We start from the raw sequence: 14,804 nt of genomic DNA, 5'->3' as shown, positions 1-14,804 counted from the left end.
TTAAACAATTACTCAATGAAATTTATAAAATACTCACTAGTTGCTTTGACTGTTGGTAGCTTTGCTTTTGCACAGAATCAAAAATTCACAATGGCAGAAGCGGTTAACGGAATGCGAAGCAATTTAGCACCAAAAAACATTGCACAGTTTTCGTGGTCGGACGATGGACAATCTTATATTCAGTCTGTAAAAAATGCTTATTTGACAACCGATGTTAAAAGCAAAAAGCAAGATACATTAATCTCTTTAACACAACTTAACCAAAACCTTGGAACTGCAAAACTAAAATCGCTTCCAAAAATTAATTTTGTTGGTTCTGACAAAGCTTATTATGTTAGCGGAAACAAATTAACTTGGTTAACGAAATCTAACAAAACTTGGACAATTGGCGAGTCAATTACTTTAGGTGAAAACAACGATAATCTTCAACTTTTACAAGACAAAAAAAGTTTAGTTTACACCAAAGACAATAATCTTTTCATCAATCAAAACGGAAAAGAAACCGCTATTACGAACGACCAAAACAAAGATATTCTTAACGGTCAAGCTGTACACAGAAACGAATTTGGGATCAAAGGCGGAATTTTCGCAGCACCAAATTCTGAGATGATTGCTTTCTATAGAATGGACCAAAGTATGGTAAAAGATTATCCGATTATCGATTGGTCTGTGACGCCTGCGGTTAATACCAATATCAAGTATCCGATGGCTGGACAAAAGTCTCATGAAGTGACTTTGGGCGTTTACGATGTTAAAAGCAATAAAACCAATTTTCTAAAAATAGATGGTGATAAAGAGCAATATTTAACGGCTATTTCTTGGAGTCCAGATTCTAAATATGTTTTCGTTGCAGTGCTTAATCGTGGTCAAAATCACATGAAACTGAATCAGTATGACGCAAAAAGCGGAAACTTTATCAAAACACTTTTTGAAGAAACTAACGATAAATATGTAGAACCTCAAAATCCAATGTTGTTCTTACCAAATTCTAACACCGATTTTATTTGGCAAAGTCAACGTTCGGGTTACAATCATTTGTTCCATTATAATTTGGAAAAAGGTCTTGTTTCTCAGTTGACAAAAGGCGATTGGTTGGTAACCGAAATTCTTGGATTTAACGAAAAACAAAAAGACATTTATTTTATTTCCACCAAAGAAACTGCTTTAGAAAGACACATCTACCGCGTTAATTGGTCAACTCAAAAAATGGAAAGATTAGACAAAGCCGAAGGTATGCACCAAGCGGTTTTATCTAAAGATGGAAGTAAAATCTACGATGTCTACGCCAATGCAACAACGCCGCGCGTTGCCAATATTATCCATACCAACAACTTGAAATCCGAAAATATTTTAACTTCAGAAAATCCGCTTAAAAACTACAAGCGACCTGAAATTAAAAATGTAACGCTGAAAGCCGACGACGGCACAGATCTTTACGGAAAAATAATTCTTCCAACAGACTTCGATCCCAACAAAAAATATCCGACAATTGTCTATTTGTACAATGGTCCGCATTTGCAGTTGATCACCAACTCCTTCCCTGCTTCGGGTAATCTTTGGTACGAATATATGGCACAAAATGGCTACATTATCTTCACGATGGATGGTCGCGGATCGTCTAACAGAGGCGTTAAATTCGAGCAAGCTGTTTTCAGAAACTTGGGCGATACCGAAATGAACGACCAACTAAAAGGCGTTTCTTACCTTAAATCTCTACCTTACGTTGATGCTCAAAATATGGGAATCCACGGCTGGAGTTTTGGTGGTTTTATGACGACTTCCTTTATGTTAAAGCATCCAGAAGTTTTCAAAGCTGGAGTTGCTGGTGGTCCAGTTATCGACTGGAATATGTACGAAATAATGTACACAGAACGTTATATGGACACGCCACAAGAAAATCCAGAAGGTTACGCCAAAGCCAATCTTTTGGACAAAGTACAAAATCTGAAAGGCAATCTTTTGATGATCCACGGGGCGCAAGACGACGTTGTGGTTTGGCAACATTCCATCGACTTCCTAAAGTCTGCGGTTGACAAAGGCGTGCAGTTGGATTACTTCGTTTATCCAGGGCATCAACACAATGTCATCGGCAAAGATCGTGTCCATTTGATGCAAAAAGTGACCGATTATTTCGATCAACATCTAAAAAAATAAAACAAAAATCCGTTCTTCATTTTAGGAGAGCGGATTTTTTATTTGGGCGGCATTTCGGGCTATTCAGGGGTTCCGTCTTCAGAAGCCTAAACTTTCCCAAAGCTTTTCTTCAGACCGCTCGCTGCGCTCGCGCCCTTACTATCCCGGCCGCAGCTGGTGGATAATTACAAAAGTTATAATGAAAGAAATTTCTTTAAAAGCTTCAAATATTTATTTTATTTATCAGTTTTACCAATCTAATTTTAAATATCTATAACCTAAAACTATTTTAAATAATAAACTATTCCAAACATAATACTACATTAATTTATAGATTACCAATCTTTTAACATAAATAAAATCAATAACATCACAAACAAAACAAATGAATAAATTATAGACAATATTAATTAAATTACATAATTTATATAATTTAATTCTATTTATTATATTTTTCTCAAAAATTTTATTTTTTCATTAGGATTTTATTATACATTTGTCGATACCAAATCTTAAAAAATGAAAAACAAGTACTACCTTTCTGTTGCTGCTTTAGGAATAGCAGTAGCATTTTATGGTCAAGAACAAAAACAAGACCTTAACAATCAAAAATTTCACAACTCACTTATCGAATTTACAGAATCTAATGCACCTAATTTCCAAAAAGGTGTTTTTGCTTTCGATTCGAAAAGTACAAAAGATCAACTTCCAGAACTTAAATTCATTTCCTCAGAAATTGATAATCTGGGTATCGAGCATTATCGTTATCAACAAACCTACAATGGTATACCTATCGAAGGCGCTTATATCGTTCAACATGTAAAAGCTGGCAAATTGCTTGCTCAAAATGGATTAAGCATTAAAGAGTTCTCATCAGATATAAAAAGCAAAAGCTCAAAAATTTCTGAAAGCTCAGCATTAGCTGCTGCCAAAAACCTCGTAGGTGCTAAGCAATATAAATGGGAAAATCTAGCCGAAGAAGATTTCCTTAAAAAAGAAACTCAAAACAAGAATGCAAGCTTTCTTCCAAAAGCTGATCTTGTTTATTACAATTCTGGCTCCGAGTTCAAAGCTGATCAATTGCGTTTAGCTTACAAATTTGACATTTATGCAGAGGCTCCAGTTTCAAGAAAATTAATATATGTCGATGCACAAAACGGCAGCATCCTAGGAAGTGAAGACCTTATTAAAACACTGTACGGCGAAGGGACTAGCAGAGAAATACATATCGATTATCACCCAGTTATTGCCACATCATCTAGTATGTTAGCTAACACAACAGGAAGCGCAGTAACCGCATACAGTGGCACACAAAGTATTACAACAGATTATACAGGTTCTACCTATAGACTTCGTGAAACTGGCAGAGGCAATGGTATTGAAACTTACAATCTCAAAAAATCAACATCCTACACAAATGCTGTTGACTTTACCGATGCTGACAACAATTGGAACAATGTTAACTCTGCAGAAGATCAATACGCTACGGATGCACATTGGGGTTCCGAAAAAGTTTATGATTACTATAAAAATACCTACAATAGAAATGGTATCGACAATAACGGTATGAAAATGTTAAGTTATGTACATTATAGCTCTAACTACCTTAATGCTTATTGGGACGGCTCTAGAATGACCTATGGCGACGGCGATTCATCTACTACACCATTAACCTCACTCGATATTGTAGGTCACGAGATGACGCATGGCGTAACAGAAAGAACTTCAAATCTTGCTTATCGTGGCGAGTCTGGTGCGCTTAACGAAGCTTATTCTGACATTCTGGGAAAAGCAGTCGAATTTTCTGCAAAACCAACAACAGCCAATTGGCTAATGGGACAACAAATCGGAATGACTTTTAGAAGTATGAGTAATCCCAACCAATACAACCAACCAGATACTTATAAAGGTACAAAATGGGTTAATGTCTCTGGTTGCTCACCGACAAGCTCTAACGACTACTGCGGTGTACATACCAACTCTGGTGTACTTAATTATTGGTTCTACTTATTAACAGTTGGTGGCGCAGGTACTAATGATATCGGCAATAGTTTTAACGTTACTGGTATCGGTATTCAAAAGGCTGCTGCAATTGCATACAGAACAAACACATCATACCTAGGAGCTTCTTCAACTTATGCTGATGCTAGAACTTACTCTATCAAATCTGCAGAAGACCTTTACGGTGTTGGCAGCAACGAGGCCAATCAAGTCATGAATGCATTTTACGCCGTAGGAATAGGTTCTGCAGCTGGCTCAGGAGGCACCACAACTTGTACAGCACCTAGCACTATAACTTCTGCAAATATTACACAAACTACAGCCACAGTTAACTGGTCAGCAGTAAGCGGATCAACAGGCTATAGTTTTGAATACAAGCCAACATCATCAAGTACATGGACTACAAATTCTACAACAACAACTACACAGAACTTAACTAGCCTTACAGCGAGTACCACTTATGATATTCGAGTTAAAAATAATTGTTCGATAACTAGCAGTAGCAACTACACAACTGGACAATTCACAACTGCAGCTTCAACTGGCTCTTGCGCACAAGCTTACGAATCAAATAACACAACCGCGACCGCAACACCAATCACCGCACTTAGCACAGATTATAATGCAGCCATTCAAGTTTCTGGTGATATAGACTGGTACAAAATTACCTTTACAACTGGCGGACAAGCTACCATCAAACTAAGCAATCTTACACATGATATTGACTTAAGATTATACAATTCAAATGGTACAAGCATTCTAAAATCCTCATTGAATGCAGGTACAACAGCTGAGAAGATACAATATAATTTTGCTGCAGGAACATATTACATTAAAGTATATCCATATAGCGGCTACAATGCTAACTCTTGTTATTCTTTGCGAGTAGAACCAGGTTATACTGTCAATAATATTAATTCTCAAAACCAAAATTCAGAATTAACAAATGACGATATCAAACTATATCCAAATCCTGTTGTTGACAACTTCACTTTGAATATCCCTGCGAAATTAAGAAAAGATACCACTGCCAACATTTATGATGTAGCTGGTAATTTAAAAATGAGTGTTAAACTAACATCAGACGATCAAAACATCAATGTTGCAAGACTACAACAAGGTGTATACATTGTCAAAATTGACAACTCAGAAGAACCAATAGTTCTAAAATTCGTAAAAAAATAACACTATAAAATCATTATTTAATGGCGGTATTCTTCCGAGAATACTGCCATTTTTTTATTTAATCTTAACCTTCAAATCTGTTGTATATTTTCTAATATCTTTTTCTAATTTTTCAGGATAGCTAAAATTCAGTTTTACAGATAATTGCGTTCCAATTTCGTGCACCAAATCCATCATTGCAAATAAGGCTTTCCAGTTTTCATCAATATCGCTTCCTGAAAATGTTGCTTCAATTTTCTTCCATAATTCTGGCGACAAATAGTGTTTGAAAAGCCTTCCATGTTTATTAGTTGTCACTTTCCAATCGTGTTGACTTCCGATAAAATACTCAATCAACGGAACCAAATAATTACTTCGAATACCCTCGGACATATATTTAGCATAAAATAAATCGTCTCTTTTCAAACATTTTGAAACATAAGTTGTATCCCACCAAAAATCATTTAACAAGGTTTGAAATTGCGCTTCTGTCGGCTTCTTGATAATCGAAACTTGATAACTAGGCTTCTTCATAGCCTTGGTCATTTCGTCTTTATCTAGCAAAATTTCATAGCCAATATCCCAATCTTCCGGCAAATCTTGCTGATTAACTTCTTCACAGAATTTCGTTTTACTATACAATTTAAAATCCACCTTCACGCCATCTTCGTACAAAACCATCTTCATCGCATGCTTGCCATCAAAACAAGTTTCATCTTCTTCAATCATTGCAATTGGATTCCCAAAAATATTTAGCCAAGAATTATTTTCAACATATTTATCATTATTTTCAAAAACAAATTCGATATCCAAATCGCTCAAATCATCAACCGGCGCCAACGGATTCACCAAAGAACTCGTCAACAAAACCACTCGAATATCTTCGTTATTTTCTGCCCAAGCAATGATATTTTCTAACTTTTCATCACGAATTTTCATCAGAAATAGATTTGATTATACAATTCAAAAATCGCTCATTTATCCATCATTTCCAAAAAAAGTAGTATTATTTGGGCGGCATTTCGGGCTATTCAGGGGTTCCGTCTTCAGAAGTCTAAACTTTCCCAAGCCATTCTTCAGACCGCTCGCTTCGCGAGCGCCCTTACTATCCCGGCCGCAGATTTCGGATAATAAAAAAGCAAGTTAACAACAGTCAACTTGCTTTTAATATTTAGAATTTCTAAAAAGAATTATTTAATAAAACCTCTATTTCTTAACAATGGTTTGATGTCAGGATTTCTTCCCGTAAACTCTTTGAAAGCTTTATTCAAATCCACCGAATTGCCGACAGACAAAATATACTTACGGAATCTATCACCGTTTTCTCTAGTCAATCCACCATTATCACGAATCCACTCCCAAGCGTCTGCATCCAAAGTTTCAGACCAAATGTAAGCGTAATAACCAGCAGAATATCCGCCACCCCAGATATGCGCAAAATACGGCGTATGATATCTCGGCGGAACAGTCCCCAACGTGAAACCATGTTGCAACAAAGACGCTTTTTCAAAATCTAAAGCAGGTTTGAAGTCCGAATCTTTAGACACCGTATGCCAATCCATATCCAAAATCGCTGCAGACACCAATTCCGTGGTCATATAACCTTGGTTAAAAGTCGCTGCTTTTTTAATCTTATCAACCAAAGTCTGAGGAATCGGCTGTTTCGTTTGATAATGGATCGCATAATTTTTAAGAACTACTGGATCCAAAGCCCAATGCTCATTAATCTGCGAAGGGAATTCTACAAAGTCTCTCGGCACGTTAGTTCCTGACAAAGACGTATATTTTTGGTTAGCAAAAATCCCATGAATAGAGTGTCCAAACTCATGGAACATCGTTGTCACATCATCATAACTAATTAACGATGCCTTTCCTGGAGCTGGTTTTTGATAGTTATAACAATTCACGATGACAGGTTTAGTCCCCATCATGTGCGACTGCTCGACAAAATTACTCATCCAAGCGCCACCACTTTTAGAATCTCTTGTGTAAAAATCCAAATAATATATCGCCAAAGACTTTCCGTCGTGGTCAAAAACTTCGTAAGTCACAACATCTGGATGATACACCGGAAGATCGGTTCTCTTTTTGAACGTAATACCGTAGAACTTTTCAGCAGCGTAGAAAACTCCTTTTTCTAGTACGGTTGTAATTTCAAAATAAGGTTTTATCTCGTTGTCGTCAAGGTCATACTTAGCTTTTCTAACTTGCTCTGCATAAAAGTTCCAGTCCCAAGGCTCAACTTTGAAACCACCTTTTTGCTGATCAATCAAATCCTGAATATCTTTAGCTTCACGTCTTGCAGTTTCCACCGCAGGTTTCGCCAATTGATCCATTAACTGTTTTGCAGCTTCAGGAGTTTTCGCCATTTGATCTTGCAACTTCCACTCTGCGAAGTTTTGTTTCCCAAGAATTTGAGCTTTTTTAAGTCTAAGTTTTGCTAATTTTTCGACTGTATCTCTTGTATCATTAGCATCGCCTTTCTCTGCTCTACCCCACGACGCTTTGAAAAGCTTTTCGCGAGTCGCTCTATTTTTTAGGTTTTGCAACATCGGTTGTTGCGTTGTATTTTGTAAAGCTAAAAGATATTTTCCAGATTGTCCAGCAGCTTTAGCATCGGCAGCCGCCGCAGAAATTTCGTCTGCAGAAAGTCCATCCAATTCTTTAACATCAGAAATTAAAACACCACCTTGCTTTCTCGCTTCCAACAATTTGTTAGAAAACTGTGTTGATAATGACGCTAAATCTTGATTAACTTGTTTTAATTCTTCTTTTTTAGCTGCAGAAAGATTAGCACCAGCGATTTCAAAATTTTGTTTATAATATTGTAACAACTTTTTACTTTCAGGATCTAGACCATCTTCTTTTATCGATTTTACTTTATTATAAAGAAATTCGTTAAGGTAGATTTTGTCAGAATGCGCTGCAAAAATTGGTGCATATTCTTCATCCAAAGCCTGAATCGTTGGATTGGTATTTGCGCTACTCAAATTATAAAATACAATCTGTGCACGCTTCAAGACTTCACCACTTTTTTCTAAAGCGACAATGGTGTTCTCAAAAGACGGAACCATACGATTGTTTGCAATCATATTAACCTCTTGCTCTTGCTGCTTTAATCCGTAATCGAAAGCAGGTTTGAAATCCGAATCTTTAATTTTATCAAATTCTGGTGCTTCATATTGAAGTTTACTTTTCGTCATGAAAGGATTATTTTTCATTGACTCGTCACCAGAAGTATTTTGGTTAGTTGTTGCCACTTCGGTTGTTGAATTTTGTTTCATTGTACTACAAGAAATATTGAAAGCCAAAACAGCCATCAACACGCTAGTTGTTACTTTTTTCATTATAATGATTATTATTGAATATCTAAAGGTAGAAAAAATAATGCGAATGCAATCCTTTATTTAGACATCATTGGTTTTATCAATAGTTTTATGATCTTCCTCATCATCCTCACTCCAATAATTTTCGTCAAAAGATATGCTGTCGTAAGCTAGTAATTCGGCTTCGCGTTCGAGAGATTCTCGCAGACCAAAAGAAACAATATCGTTTACTTTTTGTTTGGCAAGTTTCTTTGTTGAAGCTTTATCAAGCAACATAAATCGTTTCCCCATACGACGTGCAGCATAACTTCGCATGCCCGTCGCTTTAAGAACATCCACCGCAAGATCAACGGCTGTACCCAGCGTTTCACGATAAATATTATCTACGCCATTATTGATAAAATCGTAGGCGTCTAATCTGTTTTTTGCTCTTACAAAAATTTTCACTTTAGGAAAATTCTCATGAACCCATTCAACAATTAGTTTATTTTTTTCGGGATCATCAAGACATAAAATTAACAACGAAGCTTCTTCTATCCCAGCTGCTCTCAATAAAGAATTTTTAGTAGCATCGCCGTAATAAACATTGAATCCGTTAGATCTCAGCAATGCTATTCTGTCAGGATCGCTATCCAAAACTGTTGCACGTATACCATTAGCTCTCAACAAACGCCCAACGGTACTTCCGAAATATCCAAAACCAACGATAATTATTTTTCTTTGTGTTATAGGTTCTAATGGCAAAGCACCTTTATCTTCTTTATTAAATTTATCATCGAGAAAACGTTCTTTAAACATTAATAAAAATGGCGTTATGCACATCGTTATCGCAACAATCGCTAACATTTCGGCGCTTGTTTGTTTATCTATTAAATACAAACTGGTAGAGAAATTGACCAAAACAAAAGCAAATTCGCCAACTTGCGACAATGCAAAAGCAATGAAAAAACTTTGATTGTTATTCATTTTATAATACTTCGCGATTCCAAAAAGTATTAAAGCTTTAACAAACAATACTGCAAAAGCGGTAGAAAAAATAAAAATAGGATCGTTTTTAATAATACTAAAATTAATGGTCGAACCTACACTTACAAAGAAAACAGCCAATAACAAACCTTTGAAAGGATCAATCTGGCTTTCTAACTCGTGACGAAACTCACTATTGGCAAGCATAACACCAGCGATAAAAGCACCTAACGCTGGGCTTAATCCTACTGAAATCATCAATTCGGATACGCCAATTACTAGAAATAAAGATGAAGCCGTCAATAATTCATTCATCCCAGATTTTGAAACAAATCTTAAAAACGGTACAAAAATATAACGTCCCAAAAGTATTAAAGCGGTTATGCCAACAATCAACGAGAAAGGTTGCAACCAATCTGGTAAATATTGTAGTAATATTTTCTCATGTGAGTTATCTGTATCTAACGGAGAAATAATCGGTAACAATGCCAAAATTGGTATAACCGCAATATCTTGAAATAATAAGATTGAAAACGATGCTTCACCACTTGCTGTCCTGAAAAGATTTTTCTCCTTTAATGTTTGTAAAACAATTGCTGTCGATGACAATGCAAAACACATCGCGATAACGAAAGCTTTGTTAACACGCCAACCCGCAAAATAAAATATTGCAAATAGAAACAAAATTGACAGCAAGAGTTGACTTAAACCAAGTCCTAAAATACGTTTCCGAATTGCCCAAAGTTTTTTAGGATCCAGCTCTAATCCTACAAGAAACAACATCATGATAACACCGAATTCGGTGGCATGCATCACATTATCGGCGGATCGTCCAGTAAGTTTGAGAACAAAAGGGCCAATAATTATCCCTCCAAGAATATAACCAATAACCGAACTAAGTCCCAAGCGCTTCACAATAGGAACCATAATAATTGCAGCTCCCAAAAATATTAACGCGATCATTGCAATCGAGCCTTCCATCAGTTATCGAGTATTTTTTTTAATTGGTTTGTAAATGGTTTTATCTCATAGACTTTAAGATCGTCAGCTTGATAAATGTATAATTCGTCTTTCAAAAGCATGTCATTGGACTCAATACTAAGTTTAAGACCAAGCGTCAAATCCGTCAAACCCACCTTATAACGACCCGTTTTAGAATAACTTTCCTCATTACCGCCAACCGTGACAACAATTGCGCATTCTTTACCTGCTAATGGATTCGGGAAACCTTCATTAAGCCATTTCATATCAAAAACTTCTTCTAGCCAAAGTTTAAGAAGTGGTGGCATACCAAACCAAATCATTGGATAATGAAAAATAATTCTGTCAAAATCTACAATTCTTTTTCGCTCCCGAAATGGCTGAATATGAAAATCTGGATAATCTTCATAAAGATCTCTAAAAACAATATTCGGATTATTTTGGTAGGCTTTTATTAACTCTACATTGGTTGTAGAATGTTCGAAATAAGGATGTGCAAAAAGGACTAAAGTCTTTTTCAAAATTGAGATTTCTGTAAAATTAATTAAATATCAAAAAAAATCCAATCTATCGCTTCGATTTATATAATAAAAAAGCAAGTCCCGATTGAGACTTGCCTGATTTTTTATGTTCAAAATTAATTACCAACCGCCACTGGCACCGCCACCGCCGAAGCTTCCGCCACCACCAAAGCCGCCAAAACCGCCACCTGATGATCCGCCGCCGAAACCGCCGCCCCCAAAACTACCTGGGAACGGGAAGAATCCGCCACGATATCTTCGACTTCCGCGACGTGACAATATCACATCATCGTCATCATAATTACCGCCACCCATACCATCACCACCACCTTTAATGGCGCCGATAAAGATTATTAACAAGACAATTATGAAAAGTATTGTCCCAATATTAACGCCTCCTTCGGGTTGCTTCTTCTTAACAATCGGCTTGAATTTACCTTCAACCGCTTCCATAATCGCATTGGTACCTTGGTCAATACCTTTGTACCATTCTCCATTTTTGAAAGCTGGTGTCACGAGATAATCCAAAATTTGTCCTGCGACTGACGCCGTCAAATATTGCTCGACTGCACGACCCTGCTGGATAGACATGGTGTGATCTTCGGTCGCGATCAAAAAGACAACACCATTGTCAACACCTTTTTTCCCTATGCCCCACTTTTCGCCATAACGCGCCGCCAAAAAGTTAACATCTTCTCCGCCAGTTGTTGGCAAGATTATGACTTCAATTTCGGTTGATGTAGAATCTGCGAATTTTATTAGTTTTTGATTAAGTCTATCTTTCTCTTGTTGATTCAAAAGATTCGCTTGATCGTAAACGGGGTATAGAATTTTCGGTTTTTCTGGAATAGTTTGTGCTGCTAAATTCCCGATGAAACTTAGTAAAACAACAACAATCAGAAAGCTACGAGAAACTAATCTCATTAGGTAATTCATTTTTATTTTCTCCTTTTATAGGGAAATATTTTTTTAACTCGTGTCCAGTTTTAAGAATAGCATTTTGGAGCGCCTCGCAATATTTGCTATTTGCAAAGCCTGTTGTTATCTCGTCATGCAATTGATCCCAAAAAGCTTGTCTCACCTTACGATGAATACCTTCGTCACCGATAATGGTTAAATATTTTTGTTCAAAATTAACATGAAACAAAACAGCATTTCGCTCCTTTGTTTGATCCATGTTAAGTGACCTGAAAACATCCCAAGCCACTTTAGCATTATGATCAAGCGTTGTAGAGTCGATATGCACCCGAATCTCTCCAGAAGTTAAATCTTCCGCAGTCTGGATCGTATCAACCAACGTGGCTATTTCTTTATCTGTTAAAAAAGAGGTGTACATTATTTGAAAACTTCTGGCGCTTTTTCTGCACCTGCTTCAGCTTTGAAGTAAGGTTTATCTTTAAAGTTTGTAAAATTAGCTACAACATTATTCGGGAATTTTTGGATCGCCGTATTGTATTCTCTCGCAGCATCGTTGTAATTAACAGTTTCCATACGGATGCTATTTTCGATAGCTGTATATTCTCTTTGGAAATTGATATATTGTTGATCCGCTTTTAAATCGGGATATTTTTCAACAACCATCATTAATTTCCCTAAAGCACCAGAAAGTTGTCCTTGCGCCGCTTGGAATTTTGCCATATCTGCTTCCGTCATATTAGTCGGATCGATATTAACAGACGTCGCTTTAGCTCGCGCTTCTACAACTTGTGTTAAAGTTTCTTGCTCAAATTTTGAATAAGATTTTACTGCTCTTTCAAGATTTGGGATAAGGTTAGCTCTTTTTTGATAAACAGTCTCAACGTTTGACCATTTAGATTCTACAACATTTTTTTGAGTCACAAAATTGTTGCGAACACCAACGCCCCACATCAATGCAATACCTGCAATAACAACAAGGGCGATTACTAGGACTAGACAGCCTTTTCCTTTCATAGTTTATGTATTTTTTATTTGTTACTAAATCAAAGATAGATATTTCTCTTTATTAAATTTAAAATTTTGTTTAATAAATGAAAAATCCAATCTGAGAAGACGGTGTCGAATTTACTTTTAGTTTAAACAAAAAATCCGAATTCAATATTTTGATTCGGATTTTATATCTTATTTAAAGCAATAATTTTAATTAAACTTAAACTTCAAATGTTTTTGCTTCTTCCCACAATTCGTCCATTTTTTCTAAACTTAAATCTGCTAAAACTAAATTTTTATCTCTAGCTAAATTTTCCATTTTTTGGAATCGAGAAATGAATTTAATATTAGTTCTTTCTAAAGCTGAATCTGGATTAAGCCCCGAAATTCTGGCATAATTTATCAACGAAAAGAAAACATCGCCCAGCTCTTTTTCCTTTTTATCATTTTCGGTTTCCGCGTGAAATTCACTCAGTTCCTCCTCTACTTTTTGCCACGCATCTTCCGCAGTATCAAACTCAAAACCGATACCTTTTACTTTGTCCTGAATTCTATAAGCTTTTATCAAAGCGGGCAAAGACTTGGGAACACCAGAAAGGATGGATTTGTTTCCTTCTTTAAGTTTTAATTTTTCCCAGTTTTGCTTTACCGTTTCTTCATCTTCTGCAACTGCATCGCCATAAATATGTGGATGACGGAAAATCAACTTTTCATTTAACGAATTGATAACATCCGCAATATCAAAACTTTCCTTTTCGGAACCAATTTTAGAATAAAAAACCAAATGCAGGAGAACGTCACCCAATTCTTTTTTTATTTCCTGTAAATCTTCACTCAAAAGTGCATCCGACAATTCGTAAGTTTCTTCCAAAGTCAAATGACGAAGTGTCTCGAAAGTTTGCTTTTGATCCCATGGACATTTCTCACGAAGATCATCCATAATATCGAGCAAACGCCCGAAAGCTTCCATTTTTTCTTGCTTTGTATTCATCATTTTCAGTGGTTTTTATCCTGCAACATTGGGACAAATTTATAAATCCCGAATTCTTCTTTTTCGATTTCTTTTTCCGAAATTTTTGTAAATCGACACAACATTTGTTGATCGGTTGGACCTAACGGAATCACCATTTTTCCACCAACTTTCAATTGGCGCAAAAGTTCGGTTGGCAATTGTTCTGCGCCGCAAGTCACGATAATTTTGTCAAAAGGAGCAAAACTCGGAAGTCCAGCAAAACCGTCACCAAAACTCTGAAACTTTGGTCTTAACATTAACTCTCGAAACATTCTTGTGGAAAATTCGTAAAGGCTCTTTTGGCGTTCGATAGTGTAAACTTGAGCATCCATCTTCATCAAAACTGCAGTTTGATAACCGCAACCCGTTCCGATTTCTAAAACTTTTTCGCCTTGTTTTAATTCTAACAATTCGGATTGCTCAGCAACAGTTGACGGATGCGAAATCGTTTGTCCAGCGGCAATCGGAAACGCACGATCTTCGTAAGCATAGTCTTCGAAAACGCTTTCTATAAAAAGATGACGTGGTACCTCGTTCATTGCATTAAGAACCAGCGCATCGCTAATCCCCAAACCGCGCTGAAGATAATCCACCAACTGCCGACGTTTTCCCCGATGTACAAAAGAATCTCTCATCTACGCAAAATTAAAAGAATGAAATCGCATTTCAAAATTTTAGTAATTAGTTTTTGGTTGTTGGTTGACAGTTGACAGTTGTTGGTTCTTGGTTCTTGGTTCTTGGTTCTTGGCTTAAGATTAAAATAATTCATAATTCATAATTCATAATTCATAA

11 protein-coding genes are annotated in these 14,804 nt (G+C 36.4%); 2 read left to right on the top strand and 9 right to left on the bottom strand.

Features of this window, described 5'->3' with window-relative positions; translation table 11 throughout:
• The first annotated feature begins 15 nt into the window (after positions 1 to 15).
• Both B5X62_RS07800 and B5X62_RS07795 read left to right on the top strand, forming a co-directional pair.
• Complete coding sequence (locus B5X62_RS07800) at positions 16 to 2,154, top strand: S9 family peptidase (RefSeq protein ID WP_079666858.1); 2,139 nt, start codon at positions 16 to 18, stop codon at positions 2,152 to 2,154.
• 498 nt (positions 2,155 to 2,652) lie between these two features.
• Complete coding sequence (locus B5X62_RS07795; protein ID WP_079666857.1) at positions 2,653 to 5,319, top strand: M4 family metallopeptidase; 2,667 nt, start codon at positions 2,653 to 2,655, stop codon at positions 5,317 to 5,319.
• A gap of 54 nt (positions 5,320 to 5,373) precedes the next feature.
• On the opposite strand, the gene B5X62_RS07790 is transcribed toward B5X62_RS07795, so the two are convergent.
• From B5X62_RS07790 to B5X62_RS07750, 9 genes are all read right to left on the bottom strand, one after another.
• Complete coding sequence (locus B5X62_RS07790; protein WP_079666856.1) at positions 5,374 to 6,237, bottom strand: AadS family aminoglycoside 6-adenylyltransferase; 864 nt, start codon at positions 6,235 to 6,237, stop codon at positions 5,374 to 5,376.
• Between the two features lie 251 nt (positions 6,238 to 6,488).
• The gene (locus tag B5X62_RS07785) at positions 6,489 to 8,645 is read right to left on the bottom strand and encodes a M3 family metallopeptidase (protein ID WP_079666855.1); all 2,157 of its coding nucleotides are present in this window, start codon (positions 8,643 to 8,645) and stop codon (positions 6,489 to 6,491) included.
• Positions 8,646 to 8,705: 60 nt separating this feature from the next.
• Entirely contained in the window at positions 8,706 to 10,571 is a 1,866-nt protein-coding gene (locus tag B5X62_RS07780) for a monovalent cation:proton antiporter-2 (CPA2) family protein (RefSeq protein WP_079666854.1), read from the bottom strand.
• Complete coding sequence (locus B5X62_RS07775; protein ID WP_079666853.1) at positions 10,571 to 11,092, bottom strand: NAD(P)H-dependent oxidoreductase; 522 nt, start codon at positions 11,090 to 11,092, stop codon at positions 10,571 to 10,573. Before B5X62_RS07775 ends, B5X62_RS07780 begins: the two co-directional genes overlap by 1 nt.
• 120 nt (positions 11,093 to 11,212) lie before the next feature.
• On the bottom strand, positions 11,213 to 12,016 hold the full coding sequence (locus B5X62_RS07770; RefSeq protein ID WP_079666852.1) for a TPM domain-containing protein: 804 nt from the start codon (positions 12,014 to 12,016) through the stop codon (positions 11,213 to 11,215).
• Positions 11,997 to 12,428: a TPM domain-containing protein gene (locus tag B5X62_RS07765; RefSeq protein ID WP_079666851.1), complete on the bottom strand. Its 432-nt coding sequence runs from the start codon at positions 12,426 to 12,428 to the stop codon at positions 11,997 to 11,999. The genes B5X62_RS07770 and B5X62_RS07765 overlap by 20 nt, the downstream gene beginning before the upstream one ends.
• Complete coding sequence (locus B5X62_RS07760) at positions 12,428 to 13,024, bottom strand: LemA family protein (RefSeq protein WP_079666850.1); 597 nt, start codon at positions 13,022 to 13,024, stop codon at positions 12,428 to 12,430. The genes B5X62_RS07765 and B5X62_RS07760 overlap by 1 nt, the downstream gene beginning before the upstream one ends.
• Before the next feature lie 196 nt (positions 13,025 to 13,220).
• Positions 13,221 to 13,991, bottom strand: a complete 771-nt coding sequence (gene mazG, locus B5X62_RS07755; RefSeq protein ID WP_079666933.1) for a nucleoside triphosphate pyrophosphohydrolase — start codon at positions 13,989 to 13,991, stop codon at positions 13,221 to 13,223.
• A gap of 5 nt (positions 13,992 to 13,996) precedes the next feature.
• Positions 13,997 to 14,647: a protein-L-isoaspartate(D-aspartate) O-methyltransferase gene (locus tag B5X62_RS07750; protein ID WP_079666849.1), complete on the bottom strand. Its 651-nt coding sequence runs from the start codon at positions 14,645 to 14,647 to the stop codon at positions 13,997 to 13,999.
• Positions 14,648 to 14,804 lie beyond the last annotated feature (157 nt).

It is taken from the genome of Soonwooa buanensis (assembly GCF_900167905.1).
Taxonomy (GTDB): Bacteria; Bacteroidota; Bacteroidia; order Flavobacteriales; family Weeksellaceae; genus Soonwooa; species Soonwooa buanensis.
The sequence above is the reverse complement of the archived record's forward strand: the minus strand, read 5'-3'. Positions and strand labels throughout refer to the sequence as shown.